The 17184-nt window shown below is 45.1% G+C and carries 18 protein-coding genes; 8 read left to right on the forward strand and 10 right to left on the reverse strand.

From position 1 onward, the window contains the following. Window positions 1-47 precede the first annotated feature (47 nt). A complete protein-coding gene (locus tag EL143_RS12805; protein ID WP_269471229.1) occupies window positions 48-170 on the reverse strand; it encodes a hypothetical protein in 123 nt (40 codons plus the stop codon). A 129-nt stretch (window positions 171-299) separates the two neighbouring features. Here EL143_RS12805 and truB point away from each other — a divergent pair, with 129 nt between their 5' ends. The 3 genes from truB (at window position 300) to recX (ending at window position 2880) form a co-directional block, all read left to right on the forward strand. After that, entirely contained in the window at window positions 300-1214 is a 915-nt protein-coding gene (truB, locus tag EL143_RS00410; protein ID WP_085416774.1) for a tRNA pseudouridine(55) synthase TruB, read from the forward strand. Window positions 1215-1505: 291 nt separating this feature from the next. Beyond that, a complete protein-coding gene (locus EL143_RS00415; RefSeq protein ID WP_085416772.1) occupies window positions 1506-2213 on the forward strand; it encodes a phosphoglycolate phosphatase in 708 nt (235 codons plus the stop codon). Between the two features lie 217 nt (window positions 2214-2430). Continuing rightward, complete coding sequence (gene recX / locus EL143_RS00420) at window positions 2431-2880, forward strand: recombination regulator RecX (protein WP_085416771.1); 450 nt, start codon at window positions 2431-2433, stop codon at window positions 2878-2880. Between the two features lie 44 nt (window positions 2881-2924). On the opposite strand, the gene pilQ is transcribed toward recX, so the two are convergent. The 5 genes from pilQ to pilM are packed head-to-tail and all read right to left on the reverse strand — an operon-like array spanning window position 2925 to window position 8001. Next, the gene (gene pilQ, locus EL143_RS00425) at window positions 2925-5066 is read right to left on the reverse strand and encodes a type IV pilus secretin PilQ family protein (protein WP_085416770.1); all 2142 of its coding nucleotides are present in this window, start codon (window positions 5064-5066) and stop codon (window positions 2925-2927) included. Window positions 5067-5086: 20 nt separating this feature from the next. Then, entirely contained in the window at window positions 5087-5623 is a 537-nt protein-coding gene (locus tag EL143_RS00430; protein WP_085416769.1) for a pilus assembly protein PilP, read from the reverse strand. A 21-nt stretch (window positions 5624-5644) separates the two neighbouring features. Then, window positions 5645-6292 (reverse strand): type IV pilus inner membrane component PilO, encoded by a 648-nt coding sequence (locus tag EL143_RS00435; protein ID WP_085416768.1) that lies wholly within the window; start codon window positions 6290-6292, stop codon window positions 5645-5647. Then, entirely contained in the window at window positions 6279-6902 is a 624-nt protein-coding gene (locus EL143_RS00440) for a PilN domain-containing protein (protein WP_085416767.1), read from the reverse strand. The genes EL143_RS00435 and EL143_RS00440 overlap by 14 nt, the downstream gene beginning before the upstream one ends. A 1-nt stretch (window position 6903) precedes the next feature. Further along, a complete protein-coding gene (gene pilM / locus EL143_RS00445) occupies window positions 6904-8001 on the reverse strand; it encodes a type IV pilus assembly protein PilM (RefSeq protein WP_085416766.1) in 1098 nt (365 codons plus the stop codon). A gap of 153 nt (window positions 8002-8154) precedes the next feature. Here pilM and EL143_RS00450 point away from each other — a divergent pair, with 153 nt between their 5' ends. Then, on the forward strand, window positions 8155-10545 hold the full coding sequence (locus EL143_RS00450; RefSeq protein WP_085416826.1) for a penicillin-binding protein 1A: 2391 nt from the start codon (window positions 8155-8157) through the stop codon (window positions 10543-10545). A gap of 487 nt (window positions 10546-11032) precedes the next feature. On the opposite strand, the gene groL is transcribed toward EL143_RS00450, so the two are convergent. From groL to groES, 3 genes are read right to left on the reverse strand one after another with little or no spacing between them, the layout of a single operon-like run. After that, complete coding sequence (groL, locus tag EL143_RS00455) at window positions 11033-12676, reverse strand: chaperonin GroEL (RefSeq protein WP_085416765.1); 1644 nt, start codon at window positions 12674-12676, stop codon at window positions 11033-11035. A 38-nt stretch (window positions 12677-12714) separates the two neighbouring features. Then, on the reverse strand, window positions 12715-13116 hold the full coding sequence (locus tag EL143_RS00460) for a hypothetical protein (RefSeq protein WP_085416764.1): 402 nt from the start codon (window positions 13114-13116) through the stop codon (window positions 12715-12717). 17 nt (window positions 13117-13133) lie between these two features. Further along, complete coding sequence (gene groES, locus EL143_RS00465; RefSeq protein WP_009117470.1) at window positions 13134-13421, reverse strand: co-chaperone GroES; 288 nt, start codon at window positions 13419-13421, stop codon at window positions 13134-13136. Window positions 13422-13940: 519 nt separating this feature from the next. Here groES and EL143_RS00470 point away from each other — a divergent pair. The 4 genes from EL143_RS00470 (at window position 13941) to EL143_RS00485 (ending at window position 16620) form a co-directional block, all read left to right on the forward strand. Continuing rightward, the gene (locus tag EL143_RS00470; RefSeq protein WP_232001309.1) at window positions 13941-14786 is read left to right on the forward strand and encodes a TonB-dependent receptor domain-containing protein; all 846 of its coding nucleotides are present in this window, start codon (window positions 13941-13943) and stop codon (window positions 14784-14786) included. An 83-nt stretch (window positions 14787-14869) separates the two neighbouring features. Then, on the forward strand, window positions 14870-15841 hold the full coding sequence (locus EL143_RS00475) for a siderophore ABC transporter substrate-binding protein (protein WP_085416763.1): 972 nt from the start codon (window positions 14870-14872) through the stop codon (window positions 15839-15841). Between the two features lie 74 nt (window positions 15842-15915). Then, window positions 15916-16230, forward strand: a complete 315-nt coding sequence (locus EL143_RS00480) for a hypothetical protein (RefSeq protein WP_126326458.1) — start codon at window positions 15916-15918, stop codon at window positions 16228-16230. Window positions 16231-16440: 210 nt separating this feature from the next. Further along, window positions 16441-16620, forward strand: a complete 180-nt coding sequence (locus EL143_RS00485) for a ComC/BlpC family leader-containing pheromone/bacteriocin (protein ID WP_158087839.1) — start codon at window positions 16441-16443, stop codon at window positions 16618-16620. A 331-nt stretch (window positions 16621-16951) separates the two neighbouring features. Here the strand turns inward: EL143_RS00485 and EL143_RS00490 are convergent, their stop codons facing one another. Further along, window positions 16952-17134: a hypothetical protein gene (locus tag EL143_RS00490; RefSeq protein ID WP_126326462.1), complete on the reverse strand. Its 183-nt coding sequence runs from the start codon at window positions 17132-17134 to the stop codon at window positions 16952-16954. Window positions 17135-17184: the final 50 nt, after the last annotated feature.

The raw sequence follows: 17184 nt of genomic DNA on the forward strand, positions 1-17184 counted from the left end.
TTTCAGACAGGCATTCGGTATCAGGCCAAATAGCAGAATATTTTAACCTAAAAAACCGCCAAACGCCGCAAAACTTTATCGGCAGGCAACACAAATGCCTGTCTGAAAGCGTTCAGACAGGCATTTCGAAATACCGCGCCGATATAAATCGAATCGGCTAAAAACAGCACACGGTCATACTCTCTTTAATTAAGTTTGTTTGCGATAAAAAGCGCTTCAAGGCGGCTCACTCCGCCCGATGCCTGTCTGAAAACAGCATTTCACTATATAATCTTTCTCTCCCAACCAGCGGTAAAACCATGAAAAACTCCTCCTCCAAACGCAAAATCAGCGGCGTATTGCTGCTCGACAAACCCGCCGGACTTTCCAGCAATACCGCGCTGCAAAAAGCCCGCCGTTTGTTTAATGCAGAAAAAGCAGGCCACACCGGCGTGCTCGACCCGCTGGCTACCGGGCTTTTGCCCGTATGTTTCGGCGAAGCCGCCAAGTTCGCCCAATATCTTTTGGATGCCGACAAAGCCTACACCGCCACGCTCAAGCTCGGCGAAGCCACCACCACTGGTGATGCCGAAGGCGAAATCATTGCCACCGCGCCCATACCCGGCCGCAAAGCCGACTTCCAATCCGCCTGTGCCGCCCTCACCGGTGCCATACGCCAAGTGCCGCCCATGTTTTCCGCGCTCAAACATGAAGGCCGCCCGCTTTACGAATACGCGCGCAAAGGTATCGTGATTGAGCGCAAACCGCGCGACATTATCATCTACTCTATTGATATTGCAGAATTTTCACCACCTAAAGCCGTGATTAACGTGCGTTGCAGCAAAGGCACCTATATCCGTACCCTCAGCGAAGATATTGCCAAACAAATGGGCACTTTCGCCCACCTTACCGCTCTGCGCCGCACCGAAACCGCGGGTTTCACCATCAGCCAAACTCATACCCTCGAAGCGTTGGAGGCACTTAGCGAAACCGAGCGCGACGCCCTGCTGCTGCCTTGCGACGCTTTGGTACAGCATCTCCTAGCCATCCGGCTGACTGACGCCGACATCAAAATGCTGCGTTTCGGCCGGCAACCGGCTTTCAACACACCGAATACACCGGCAGAAACACCACTGCGTGCATACAGCACAGAAAACGAGTTTGTCGGCCTGGTTGAATATCTGCCCCGCAATGCCTGTCTGAAAAGCATGAGGCTGATGAATACAGGCAGCTAAAATAAGCCTTCTACATTCGACCGACGGAATGCGCCAACTTCACAATCAATCATGCCAATGTCTATTCCAAAGCCAAATACCGCAGAATGCCTGCCTGAAAACGGATTTCAGACAGGCATTCTTTAAAAAGCCCTTTGCGCTCTGTCTCGACAGCTACGCAAACGCCTTTAAAAATAAAGGTTTGCCAAACACCTGTGCATTATACCCCTCGAAAACACATGGAACACGGCATCAAACACACATCAGAAATGTTACAATACGCCATTCTTTCCACCACCGAACCCTCTAAAAATGACCCAAATCACTCTATCCCATATCCAAGCCGCCGCTTTCGATTTAGACGGCACACTTTGTGATTCCATCCCCGATTTGGCCGCCGCCGCCAACGCCACCCGCCGGCATATGGGGCTGCCCGCCTTACCTGATAAAGTGGTCGAAAGCCATGTGGGTGACGGGATTGCGAAACTGGTTCACCGCGTGCTTACCGATACCCGCGAAGAGGAAGCGCCGCAAGCACAATGGGAAGAAGCATTTTCCTTTTTTGTGAAATACTACCGCGAACATTTATCCGACTTTACCCGCTCTTATCCCGAAACGGAAACAGGTTTGGGCTTACTCAAATCGCTCGGCATCCCGCTCGCCGTGGTTACTAACAAAAACGAACTGCTGGCCGTTGAGCTGCTCAAACAACTCAACCTTGCCGACTACTTCAGCCTGATTCTCGGCGGCGACAGCCTGTCTGAAAAGAAGCCCAGCCCTCTTCCACTGCAACATACGGCGCAAGTGTTGGGTGTGGATGTCAAAAATATGATTATGGTAGGCGATTCGCACAATGATATTCTGGCGGCAAAAGCAGCAGGCTGCATAAGCGTAGGCGTGTCTTTCGGCTACGGAAATATGATGGAACTTTCAAAAAACAGTGCGACCAAACCCGACTGGGTTATCAACTCACTGCCTGAAATCTACGAAAACCTGCGGCCGCAAAAAGAGCAAGGATAGCGAATAAAATATTTATGCCTGTCTGAAAACGATTCAGACAGGCATAAGTGCTTCTATGCTAGTTCAGCTTAACTACATCTGTTGCTGCGCCGTAACTCAAAGAAAATAATTGTACAAAATATCGAAAGCAACAACACAATCAGTTTCTTACCATTATTCTGCTTCTGAATTTCCACACAGCTCAAATACTTATCCTAATTAAAACGATTAAAACAACATGCCTCCGAAATCCCTACGCGCCCGCGCCCTTGATATCCTTTCACGCAGAGAAATCAGCCGTGCAGAGCTCAAGCGCAAACTTGCTCCGTATGCAGAAAGTGAAGCAGAAGTGGAAAAAGTGCTGAATGAGTTTGCCGAACGCAATTGGCAATCAGACCAGCGCTTTACTGAAGCATTTGTTCACTGCAAAAGCCGCAAATATGGCTCACGCAAACTGAAGCAGGCGCTGTTAGACAAAGGTATCGATGCAGACACTGCCCAAACTTTTATGCCGAGTGAAACAGAAGAATTAGAAGCCGCTCAAAATGTGCTGCTCAAAAAATTCAAGCATCCTCCTACGGATTTAGCAGAAAAACATAAATATATGCGTTTTCTCGCTTACCGCGGCTTTGATATGGATACCATTAACCGTGCTATTAAATCAGCTTGGAATAACGAATACAAATAAAATAAAACGGCACCATCAATAGGTGCCGTTTATTCGTTTCATTATCAATAACGCAAATTGCTGCCTTGATAATCGATGATGCGCGGAGTGATAAAAATCAACAGCTCGCTGCGCTCTTCGCTACGAGTACGCGATTTGAACAGATTACCAACCACCGGAATATCACCCAACAAAGGTACTTTTCTTATACCATTGGAATTCACTTCCTCATAAATGCCGCCGAGAACCAAAGTTCCGCCGTCTTCAACCATGGCGCGTGTTTCCAAGTTATTGGTATCAATACAAGGCTCACCGTTGCTACCACCGCAGCTCTGGTTTACAGAATCTTTATTGATTTTCACATCCATAATGATTTGACCGTCAGGCGTAATATGCGGCGTTACACGCAAGCCCAATACAGCTTTTTTAAACTCTACATCAGTCGCGCCGCTGGATGTTTCAGAAGTATAAGGAATCTCAGTACCCGATTCAATTACCGCTTCTTTTCTGTCTTGAGTTAAAACTCGCGGATTCGAAATGGTTTTAGCCTTATTCTGAGCTTGCTGGGCTTGCAATTCCAAACTCAATGCGCCAGATGCCATTTTATGGATTAATGCAACACTAGAAGTAGCTGCAGCAATAGGTAAGTTAACATTAGGATCCCATGAATAAGGCGTAAGTGCAGGAGCTTGGTCACTATTACGTGCATTATATCTTGCTCGTGCATTCTCAACATAAGCATTGTTGTTGTTAATGGCATTGTTAAGATTATTTCCCCAGCTGTTGGTTCCATTTGAACCGGCATAACCAAACTTCACACCAATATCGCGCGAGAATCCATCGGAGGCACGCACAATACGAGCCTCAACCATTACTTGGCGGGTAGGAACATCCAACTCTTCTATAAGCTTTTGGAATTTCCGGATAACCGTATTGTTATCAGTAATAATCAGCGTGTTGGTGCCTGGATCAATTAAAGCGCTACCGCGTTTACTTAAAATGCTGTTTGCAGTATTGTTGCTGCCGCCTTCTTCAAGTCTCAAAACTTTACGGAACTCTTCTACGTTTTTGTACTTGAGTTGGAATGTTTGGGAATATAAAGGCCCTAAATCGTTAATTTCATTTTGAGCCTGCAAAGTGGCTTTATCTTTGGCTAATAATTCATCTCTCGGAGCAACATTGATAATGTTACCTTGACGGCGCATATCCAAGTTACGCGCTTCTAACACTAAATCTAGTGCCTGATCCCACGGTACATCTTTTAAGCTAAGCGTCATTTTGCCGTTTACGCTATCGCTGGCAACGATATTCATGCCCGACTCTTTAGCCAAAATCTGCAAGATGGTACGTACTTCTACGTCTTGGAAATCAAAAGATACTCTACGGCCAGTAAAGTTTTTATTTCTTTTATTATTCTGCAATCCCGAATCTGCAACATTTGCTTTGGGGAAAACTTCAAAAGACATGTGTCCGCCTGAAACTTTCTCACGAACATCCCAGCCGCCTTTGTTCCTGATAACGATTTCAGTATCATTACCGATTCGCTTCAATACTATACCACGCACAGGAGTATTGAAATCAGAAACATCCAAACTACGCTGTGCTTGTGCGGGCAATGGATGATTTTTCAATGTAATCACAACGCGGTCATTCTGGCGCTTAATAGTCGGATTGCCACTAAACGAAGGTGCACTAACATCGACAATACCTGTATTACCGCTTCCTTTACGGAAATCAACTGATGCAGAACTTACTGCTTGCTCCTGTTTTTTAACAATCACACGCTCGTTCGTAACAGTTTGAGCAGATGCGGTAGAACCTTCCGGCGCTTCATTCACATAAATCCATACTTCGTTTCCTTTGATTTCAGAAGTATATCGTCCTGCTTTGTTCAAACTTAACACAACCCGAGCCTGACTGCCGTTTTTAGCAGCACTAATTTGATTCAACAAAGGATCAGCATATTCCAGCACAGGCTGCTGCAAATTAAGACCTGTGGTAGGAAAATCCAGTGCAATTCTAGCCGGAGAGTTAGTTACAAATCCACTGGGAGACACTACATCACGGTCGAATTTAATTTTGATAATTTTTTGGTTGCTCGGCAAAGTTGATACATTAATATCTGTAATATTGCCTGCAAAAGCTGAAGCCTGCATAGCCAAGCCTAAGCTGATAGCTGAAATGGTTTTCATACTGATAGGTTTCATTAAAAGTTACCCCTTAAATATTAATTGTCTGTTTTAATGCTCTGATTGTCTTTACTATTATCCAACAGTAGCTCGGCATTACGGAAAGTCCAATTACCATCGGAATTCTCAATAACCTCGGTAATGACCAACTTATCCGGCATAATCGAAGTAATCCTACCAAAATTTTGGCCTATATAATTACCCGTTTTTACTGTATAAACATGACCATCTATTTCGATATAACCTGTTTTTTGCTTACCTGAAATAAATGATCCTACATACTTCATATTTTCCAAGCTAAATGCTTCCAACACTTCCTTAGGTCGATTGGTATTCGGCGCATTATTGCCGGAAAGCCCCTCGTTCAACCGTTTTGCATTAAAAGCATTCAAACCTAATGTTTTGGGTGGGATGTAAGTAACAGAAGGGTTAACAGTCGGTTGCTCAAATGGTTGTATATGTTTCTGGGCATCTTTTTGTGTTTGTTCCATCCATTCTCTTAAATCTTCATGCGCAGGGGAACATGCTGTAACCATTAACACCATTAAGCCTGGGAGTAAGATTTTATGATTCATTGTTTTATTCCTCTCGTAATGTTACTGCTGATTTTGCTCGTCAGTATTGCCTGCTTGAGAAGCAGCTTTTTGTTCCGCAGCAACTTCCTCCGCCGGTCTCGCTTTATAGGTATTAGCAGTAGCAGTTAAGGTTAGCTTATCTCCTTTTTCTTCATTACTTAGGTTAATAGATTCCAAAGTAATGATTCGGGAAAGAGAACCCACATCTCTCGCAAACTGGCTAATTTGATCATATTTACCGGCAATTGAAATGGCATAAGGCAAAATCTGAATAGGGCCGTCATTTTGCGTAGGCTGTGGCGTCACACTATTCATGCTCATTCCGTTAGTTGCCCCTGCTTGATGCAGCTCCTGAATCAGATTAGGAATTTCGGCATCTGTCGGTAACTGCTTCAATAAAACGTCAAATGATGAGCGAATCGCAACTAATTCGGCTTTAAGATTGTCCAAGCTGGCCGCTTGAATGGTTTTTTCGGCATAACTTACTTTTAACTCTTCTTCTTTTTGCTTACTGGCTGCCAATTCTTCTAACTGTGTCCGGAAGACTGCAAAATAACCTGCACCCAATACAGCCACAACAACCAAAGCAGCTATTGCCAATTTAGCCGGTTTATTAAGCAAATGAAGCGTTTGTAAATCAACGTCTTTTAGTTTCTTATTGTTGGCCATTGTTTTCATCCCCTGTATTTTCCAACTTAGCCTCATTAGTATTACCGTTTTTTTGTACAGGTGCACTATATTGATTCAACAATACCTTTAGTGAAAATTCCTGTACTTTATCAACCTGCTTGATACTTAAAAGCTCAGGTTGCATAAACAAACCCGTACTGGGTATTGATCGCATAAATATTGCAATCTTATTGTCACTTGTTGCTTTCCCATTGATAAGATATGTATTTGGATTGTCACCCACTTTAATCGAAGTAAGCTGAGTTCCTTCTGGAATTAATACATTTAAAGTATCAACAATGTAGGCTGCTTGAAACCTCTTATGTTGAAGTTCTTCAATTTTTTGCTTTCTATCCAAAAAGTTGCGCTTCTCTTGACTAAGCTTTTTGATTTCAATCAGTTTTTTGTCTTCTTTTTCGATTTCTTGAGTTAAAAAAGAATTTCTTTCCTCTTGTTTACTGATGGCTGCCCCAATTCCCATATAGGCTACTGCTGACAAACCAATACCGGTTGCAAATGCCAAAAGCATTAAAGTTTTAAAGCGCTGCTTTTGACGCTGCTCAATCTGCTCCCGATAAGGTAGAAGATTAATTCGCATTAATTCAATCATTTTATAAACCCCTTAGTGCTAAGCCGAAAGCTGTTGTCAACAATGCGGCATCTTGCTGTAATTGTGATAAATCAATTTTTTTACTGTGTGTAGCATAAATAATCGGGCTAACACACTGAGTTGCCGTATTGGTTTGTGAAAATACGGTTTCAGGCAAGCCCTCTTGAAGTGAAGCAGATCCGGTAAGAAAAATGTGTTTTACACTTGAAAACTGATCACTTGCTTGTGTCGTATAATAAAATTGGAGAACACGCTGTATTTCTTGAGCAACTTGGATATTGAAGCGATCTGCTATTTGTGATTGATAATCAAGCGGCCTACTTTCCATTGAAGTTTTCATGTTCTCAGCTTCGTCTTCTGTAACTTGGTAGGTACGTTGAATCAACTGAATCAACTGCTCGCCACTAACAGTTGTTTCTTGCTTGTAAAGAATCTGGCCTTTTTGCAACACCATCGCCTGCATTTGGTTATCACCAACATCAATAACTGCAATTTTTTCGTCGGTAAGCTCGGGAGCATGTTGGTTAATCCAAAAAGAAAACGCATTACTTTGCGCAAACAAATCGACATCCATATAAGCTGGATTCAGATTGGCACTTTCCAATGCCTCAATTCGCGGCTCAATGTCTTCCTTGCGTGCAGCAACCAATAAAACTTGTTTGCCCAACGGCATGATTGAGTTACCCATCACTTGGTAATCGTAATTCATCTCTTCAATTGCACCAAATTGAGAGATCTCATTTTCCACAAATGCCTCTAAACTCATCTCACTTTCACGAGGATGTATGGCGGTTTCAACAGTAGCCATTCCTTGTGGCATTGCTGCTACAATATTTTTACTGGTGGTATTCAGCTGATTGTAAGCATGTTGCAAATAAGATACTAATTGATCGTAATCTTGAATTTGATTACCGCGAATGATATTTTTTGGTAGCTTTGTAATAACGTACTTTTCCAACTGAATTTGGTTTAAACTACGCCCCGTCAGCTGAACCATTTTAATGGCTTTCTGACTAATATCCACACCTACCGATCCGCGTGAAGTAAGACCTGCCGAAGCTTTGTTCGTTGTATTATTTTGGTTTTTCAATAAACGCATAATGTAAGTTTCCTGCCAAGTAGAGTAAGCAACAGTGTTGGCTTCCGTAAGTTGTTTAAGTATATTTTATGGATTAAATTCAAGTATTCCACGAAATATTTGTATCATTTTACTTTATTTACTGCCACCAATGGCAAAATTTATTATCCAATTATGATTAAAAAAATTATTACCGTACTCTTAGGACTTTTTTTAGGATTAACACTGTTTGCGATCGGCTTGCTTGCCATTGCAATATTGGTTACCTATCCTAAGCTTCCGTCATTAGATACAGTTCAACACTATCAACCTAGAATGCCCCTCACTATTTATTCCTCTGATGGAAAACTGATTGGCTTATATGGTGAAGAAAGACGTGCTTTTACCAAGATAGAGGATTTCCCAAAAGTTTTAAAAGATGCTGTATTGGCAGCGGAAGACAAACGTTTTTATAACCACTGGGGTGTTGATGTTATCGGGGTTGGTCGTGCCATCATCAGCAATATGACCGGTGGTGTGCGTTCCGGCGCCAGCACAATCACACAACAGGTTGCAAGAAACTTCTTTTTAACAAACGAGCGAACGTTTACCCGTAAATTCAATGAAGCCTTGTTGGCATACAAAATTGAGCAGTCTTTAACCAAAGACCAAATTTTGGAACTGTATTTCAACCAAATCTACTTAGGCCAACGCGCATACGGTTTTGCGGCAGCCTCTCAAATTTATTTCAACAAGCCCGTACAGAAACTCACCTTGGCAGAAGCAACGATTTTGGCCGGTCTGCCCAAAGCTCCGTCAACATTCAACCCCATTGTTAACCCCGAGCGCGCCAAACTCCGCCAAGAGTATATTTTGAACAACATGGTTCAAGAAAAAATGATTACTCCGGATGAGCGCGCCCAAGCCTTGAACGAAAAGCTGCATTACGAGCGCTATGTGCAGCAAATCGATCAAAGTGCTCTGTATGTGGCAGAAATGGTTCGACAAGAGCTTTATGAAAAATACGGCGAATCGGCTTATACCCAAGGCTTTAAAGTCTATACAACTGTCAGCACAGAAAACCAAAAAGTAGCAACGGAAGCTTTGCGCCGGACATTACGCGGCTTTGACCGTGGCAGCAGCTATCGCGGAGCCGAACATTACATTGATTTAGAGAAAAGTGAAAACGAAGAAGAAGAAATCGGCGATTATCTGTCTAAATTATATGACGTAGACGGTATGGTGCCTGCCGTGGTTACTTCTGCCGGAAAAAAAGGCGTGCAAGTCCAACTGCCTAACGGTAAAAGAACCAACGTTAACCTCGGTTTCGCAGCCCGTGCCTTAAACAATTCAAAAATGGGTGATGCGCAGATCCGACGCGGTGCCGTTATCCGTTTGAGCAAGCTGAAAGGTGGCGGCTGGACTGTTGTACAAGAGCCGCTCCTACAAGGCGCCCTAGTATCTCTCGAAGCAAAAACAGGAGCGATCAGAGCATTAGTAGGCGGCTATGATTTCCACAGCAAAAGCTTCAACCGCGCCACCCAGGCGCAACGCCAACCCGGCTCGACCTTTAAACCTTTTATTTATTCGGCTGCCTTGGCCAAAGGCATGACTGCCGCCACTGTAATAAACGATGCGCCTTTATCGCTTCCCGGACACGGTGCCGGCGGAAAACCCTGGCAGCCTAAAAATGCAGATGGAACATATTCGGGTTTTATCACATTGCGTCAGGCTCTTACTAAATCTAAAAACATGGTATCCATCAGGATTTTGATGTCTATCGGCATCCCTTACGCCCAACAATATATTCAGCGCTTTGGATTTAACCCCGCAGACCATCCTGCAGGCCTGTCTATGTCTCTCGGTACGGGTTTGGCAACGCCTTTACAAGTTGCTGAAGGTTATGCCGTGTTTGCCAACGGCGGTTATAAAGTGTCGTCTTTTGTGATCGATAAAATTTATGACAGCAACAATAATCTGCGCGCGCAAATGAAACCTTTGGTAGCAGGAGAAACCGCACCTCAAGTAATTGACCCGCGCAACGCCTACATTATGTACAAAATGATGCAGGATGTCATACGCCGGGGCACAGCTACCCGTGCCAACGCATTAGGCCGTTCGGATATTGCCGGCAAAACGGGTACGACCAATGACAACAAAGACGCATGGTTTGTCGGCTTCAACCCCGAAGTTGTTACGGCCGTTTATATCGGCTTTGACAAACCGACCAGCATGGGGCGTGCAGGCTACGGCGGCACCATCGCCCTGCCTGTTTGGGTAAGCTATATGCGTTTTGCCCTCAAAGGCACGCCGAGTAAAGGTATGGCGGTTCCTTCCGGGTTGGTTAACCGTGGTGGTGAGTATTTCTTGAAAGAACAACAATCTACCAACCCCAAACTGGCTCTTGATAACCGTGCCAGCGGACCGATTACCGCTCAAAGACGCCCGAATACCAACGCTTCCAAACCGCGTTCTTCAGGCAATACTTCTAACTCAAATCAAGAGACCGTTGTAGAGCCTATTAACAAGCCCACGCCTGAAAATTCAGGAAGAAGAAGCAACAACAATCTGGATGCTTTATTCTAAAAGAACCAATACCTAGATAAAGAAAGCCGGCTGTACACAAACAGTCGGCTTTATTATTGGTTACGGCAATTAAAAAAGCTTTCCACCTGCCGCCATAATACCTGTCTGAAAACTGTTTTTCAGACAGGCATTATGCACCTTCGTATCATTACGGCCACTCAAAATACTCAAATCAAATCCAAGTATGACAAATATGCGATTTCAAGCTATTCATCATAGCTAAGCTGGCTATAGTCAATCAACACATTTTTAATACAAGGCAGCAAGCCGAAGACAGTACTGATAGTACGGGACTGATTTTGTTGCTGCTTCAGCAGCTTACAAAATCGTTCTCTTTGAGCTAAGACGCAGTAACGCCGTATTAAAAATGTGTTGATTAACTATATACCATCCTCCCTCCTTCATATCAAACATATCAAAACAAAATGCCTGTCTGAAAACTTTCAGGCAGGCATTCCAAAATAAACCAAAGGGTTTCAGACAGGCATTACATCATGCCGCCCATACCACCCATACCGCCCATGCCACCCATATCCGGCATAGCAGGTTTATCTTCCGGGATTTCAGCAATCATACAGTCGGTAGTCAGCATCAAACCGGCAACTGAAGCCGCATGCTGCAGCGCTGAACGGGTTACTTTGGCGGGATCCAACACACCCATTTCCAACATGTCGCCATAAGTATCGCTACCGGCGTTGTAACCGTAATTACCTTTGCCTTCCAGCACTTTATTCACGACCACGCTGGGCTCGCCGCCTGCATTTTTCACAATTTGACGCAGCGGAGATTCAACGGCACGCAACACGATTTGCACGCCTGCATCCTGATCAGCATTACCGGTATGCAGATTTTCCAAAGCAGCGCGGGCGCGCAGCAAAGCCACACCACCGCCTGCGACAATACCTTCTTCAACCGCAGCGCGGGTTGCATGCAAAGCATCGTCCACACGGTCTTTCTTCTCTTTCATTTCCACTTCGGTTGCAGCACCGACTTTAATCACGGCAACACCGCCGGCCAATTTGGCCACACGTTCTTGCAGTTTTTCTTTATCGTAATCGCTGGTCGCCGTTTCGATTTGCTGGCGGATTTCTGCAACACGCGCCTCAATCAAACCCGCATCACCGAATCCGTCAATGATTGTGGTGTTTTCTTTACCTACTTCAATGCGTTTTGCCTGACCTAAATCTTCCAAAGTAGCTTTCTCCAAAGACAAGCCTACCTCTTCGGCAATCACGGTACCGCCGGTCAAAATCGCAATATCCTGCAACATGGCTTTACGGCGGTCGCCGAAGCCAGGGGCTTTCACAGCAACGGTTTTCAAAATACCGCGCAAGTTATTTACCACCAAAGTAGCCAGAGCTTCACCCTCAACGTCTTCGGCAATAATCAAAAGCGGACGGCTGGTTTTGGCCACTTGCTCCAACACCGGCAGCAAATCGCGGATATTGCTGATTTTTTTGTCGAACAGCAACACAAAAGGGTTATCCAAAGCAGCAATTTGTTTTTCGGGATCGTTGATGAAGTAAGGAGAAAGATAGCCGCGGTCAAATTGCATACCTTCCACAACATCCAACTCGTTTTCCAAAGATTTGCCGTCTTCAACGGTAATCACACCTTCTTTGCCCACTTTTTCCATCGCTTCGGCAATGATGGCACCGACTTGCTCGTCGGAGTTGGCAGAAATGGCGCCGACTTGTGCAATCTCTTTGGAGGTATCGCAAGGTTTGGAAATATTTTTCAGCTCCTCAACCAAAGCAGCAACTGCTTTATCGATACCGCGTTTCAAATCGGTTGGATTCATACCGGCAGTAACGTATTTCATACCCTCTGCTACGATGGCTTGCGCCAATACAGTGGCGGTAGTGGTGCCGTCGCCGGCGATGTCGTTGGTTTTGGACGCTACTTCTTTCACCATTTGTGCGCCCATGTTTTCGAATTTGTCCTTCAATTCGATTTCTTTGGCTACGGTTACGCCGTCTTTAGTAATGTGCGGACCGCCGAAAGCGCGGTCAAGCACCACATTTCGGCCTTTCGGGCCTAAGGTTACCTTAACGGCATCGGCCAACACATTCACACCTTTAACCATTTTTTGGCGTACGTCGTTACCAAACTGTACATCTTTAGCAGCCATGTTGATTACTCCTAAAATATTGAATATATAAAATTAAATTATCGGATTTTCCTATATTGCCCGGCAAGCGAGCCGCCGCCGGAGCAAAAATAATGAAGTGTGGTTTTATTTTTCGAGCGGATATCCAGCTTATTTTTTCCGAATATCAAATAGAAGCGCCCGGCTTCCGAATCTGCCGACAAAGTATGTTTATCTGCAGGCTTGGCGATGAACGAACCGGAACAGGTCGGCTTTTTAATATCGTTGCGTGATTTCACCACTACGCGGTAGTACCGGTTTTTCAAAGGTTCAACGTGTACACCCACCCAATCATGGCCCTGTTTACGCTTGACATAACCATCATCGGCATAAAAACCGGCAAACGGATTTTTCGACGGAGGTGCTGCATGGCAAACTGCGCCAAATAGCAGAATAAACAGCGGAAAACCAATTTTCTTCATTAACGTTACAGCAAAGCTTATTCAACGATACCGAAGATATCTTCTTCGCGCATCACCAACAGCTCTTCTCCGTCGGCCTTAACGGTTTGACCGCTGTATTTGCCGAAAATCACTTTATCGCCCACTTTCACATCCAGCTGACGGCGTTGGCCGTCTTTACCGATTTTGCCTTCGCCCACAGCAATCACTTCGCCCATATCGGGCTTTTCAGCGGCCGCGCCCGGCAACACAATACCGGATGCGGTTTTCTCTTCAGCTTCCAAACGTTTTACAACTACACGGTCGTGTAAAGGACGGATACGCATAAAATAGCTCCTAAAATAACTCAACTCATAACCGTTTGTTTTACAGAAATAAAACAAACTTACCTTATTAACGGAAAGCTAGATAAGGTTTTTAGCCGGAAATTCAAGAGACCTGCGCCAAATTTTTTCAGACAGGCATTCCTTGCCAACCCCTCTTCCACATCATACCTATGCCAATCCCTACTCCTTAATCAAGTATAAATTCTAAGTTTTTATATCCAGCACACATCAAAATTGAGGATAAACCCTATGCACTCCTCCCCCTTATTTAAAATGTGAAGAACCTGCGGGCGACGGCAACTCTACGAACCAAGTGGAAACCATCGGTGCCAACTTAAACCTCGGCAGCCGCCTGTTTGACCGCCTTACTTTGAAATACGGCCTCAACTGGCGCCGGTAAGAATCCACACTGGGCAGCCGTATCTACAGACCGCGCGGTGGCCGCGGTCAGTCTAAGCTGCTGAATACGGTTAACGAGAAAAAACCGACGTAGGCGCCTATGTTGAAGGCATTTGGGATTTGCACCCGGTAACGTTCACCACCGGCCTGCGTCACGACTATTACAAAATGCGCACATCCCGCGGCAAAGAAGTGTCCGGCAGCAACCTCAACCCCAGTATCGGCGTGATTTACGATGTAACCGATAATTTGTCGCTCAACACCAGCCTTGCCTACGCCACCCACAGCCCACACATGTATGAAGCCACTTTGGCAGGCGGGCGCAATATTTCCTATGAAGGCGATCTGAAGGCCGAACGTTCGCGCAATCTCGAACTCGGCATCAAATACAATTGGAATTCCGCACTGTCGCTGACCGGCAGCGTGTTCCACCAATCCATCAAAGACGTTCAAGCCTACACCAGTGATGCCGAAAACATCACTTGGTATAACGGCGGTAAGCTGAAAAACAAAGGTTACGAGCTGGGTGCGGCCTACAAATGGGGCGGCTTAACCGCCCGTGCCGGCGTGGCATACAGTAAACCGAAGCCGGACAGCCAAACTGCCGACACCATCACCACAGCCATCCCGATGGGCCGCACTTGGACAACCAGGCTGGCTTACCAATTTGACAATCCAAATCTAGAAATCGGCTGGCGCGGCCGTTATATGCAAAATGCCGGCAACACCCAAAGCTCCCGCGGCTCTAACGGTTCGGTTTCATCTTCTCCGGTGCGGCGCTCCGGCTACGGCGTGAACGATATTTATGCCAACTGGAAACCGACCGGCAAAGACGATCTGAACGTCAACTTCTCCATCAACAACGTGCTGGATAAAAACTATAAAAACCACAGCCAGCGTGCAGGCACCAACAGCCTGACCGAGCCCGGTCGGGATTTCCACCTGAACGTAAATTACCGCTTCTAATCGGTGCGGCAACGGCAGCTATTTTTCAGACAGGCATGCCTGTCTGAATCACTGAACGCACGCATCAAGGAGTGAACCTGATTATGAACCGCCGTTTAACCACTTTATTGGCACTGGCAGCACTTGCCGCCTGCTCCTCTCAAGAGGAAAAACCGGCAGGCCATGCATCCGCCCCCACCTCACATACCGCGCCCGCGGCTGCTAAAATCACCGGCGAGGCCGTAACCATAGAAACCGCCCGCGGCTCGGCGCAAGTGCCGAAAAATCCTAAAAACATCGCCGTGTATGACTGGGGCATGATGGATACCCTCAATGCGTTGGGCGTTGCGGTTGGCGCCGGCACCGATGACATCAGTCTTGAAAATATTGAAGCGGCCAACCAAAACCGCGTAAAAGTCGGCACCCTGTTCGAGCCGAACTACGAAGCGCTGAACGCATTCAAACCCGATTTAATCATAACCGGTTCCCATACAGCCAAAGCATTTGACCGGCTCAATGCCATCGCGCCGACCATCGAAATGACAGCCGATACCCACAACATGCGCATCAACGTAGAAGATCGCATCGATGCGTTTGCCAAAATCTTCAGTAAAGAGCAGGAAGCCGAAGCGCTTAAAGCCAAAATCAATACTGCATTCGACGAAGCCAGAGCGGCAGCCGCAGGCAAAGGCAAGGGCTTGATTGTTTTAACAAACGACGGAAAAATTGCCGCATTCGGCCAAAACTCCCGCTTCGGCTGGATTCATAAAGACGTAGGCGTGCCGTTAGCCGATGCCCTCATCAAAGAAAACGGCCAACCCGCTTCATTTGAATACATCAAACAAATCAATCCCGACTGGCTGTTCGTCATGGACCGCAGCGCCGCCATCGGCAAAGGTACGCCCGACAACGCCGCCGCTAAAGTGCTGGACAATCCGCTGGTCAATGAAACCAACGCTTGGAAAAAAGGCCAAGTGGTTTACCTGCTTTCATCCAATTATTTGGCCGCAGGCGGCGCACAACAATTAATCGACGCCACAGCACAAGTGCGTAATGCGTTCAAAGCAACAAAATAAGCCGGTTAATATCCGTTCATACATAACCAATAAACTTATTTTTCATGATTTCGCCATACCGGATGAATCCGGGTATGGCGGAGAAATTATTTTTCAACTTATTTGTGCAGGCATACCAAGCTGCCGAACGTTTTCAGACAGGCATTGATCTGTTTTCCTCCGCCCCTCGCCCCATGTTGCAAAAATCTTTTTTCTTAAACCTATTCAGCTTGCTGTTTTTCATGGGCCTGTCGGCTGGCCTGGCCGATTTATGCGGTGCAACCCGTTTGCCCGGTCGCACACGATGTGCAGCTGCTGATGACCAACCGGCTGTCGCGCCCTTTTGCCATTGTGTTAACCGGCGCGTTACCGATGGGAGGCGACATAATTATGCAACCCCTGATTCGTAACTTATTTAATATATCAATGAAAAATGCCTGTCTGAAAATTTTCAGACAGGCTTCTAACTGTATGATTTAAGAATCTTAGTTCATCAAGCCGATTTAAAACGGCAAAGTTTTCGAGAAATCATTTTGCATAAAAAATAAATTTAAATTATAATATCTATGTGGAATATTTTTTATTTCACTATATTACTTTCAAATTATAAGGAGATAGATATGCAAACATTAAATACACATGAATTAGAACAAGTAAGCGGCGGATTTACTTGGACGCCTTCTTGTAGTTTTATCTCTACGCTTGCTAATTTCCTCAAAACTATAGATCCTGAAATTAGTTTATTGCCAACAAGAATTGCCATTGAAATGGCAAGTGATGTTTGTGCCCCACATTTTTAATTGATATTAAAACAATGCCTGTCTGAAGTCTTTCAGACAGGCATTGTTTATTGATGACACACAATGTCATAAATATTCAGGAACAACTATAGTTAATCAAATTAATTTTCAATACAAGGCAGCAAAGCCACAGAGAGTACGGGTAGCACAGCAAGGCGCAGCAACACCGTAGTAATAAAAGTTAAGTTGATTGACTATATTCATCTTAATTATTGAAGCTCATAAGTTTTTAGTAACAAAAACGAAAGCACAGCTAAAAAATAATTCAATAAACAGAATTATCTCTAAGCTGTGCCCATTTAAAACTGGAAATTAAAAATTTTTATTATTCTTAATCGTCACAGTCATAATAACCGTAGCCCCAACCATAGGAAGGAACAGGTACGGGAACAACAGGAACAACCGGTACTACCGGCACTGCTACTGCAGCAACATGCCAAGTAGGACCATAACCACAACAATATCCGTAACCGCCGGACACTTGTTCTACTTCTTTTATATTAAGAATTTCCATGATTATTAAGCTCCATATTTGTTTAAAGTGTTTGAGGTTATGTAACCCCA

This window comes from Neisseria canis, from assembly GCF_900636765.1.
GTDB classification, from domain to species: Bacteria; Pseudomonadota; Gammaproteobacteria; order Burkholderiales; family Neisseriaceae; genus Neisseria; species Neisseria canis.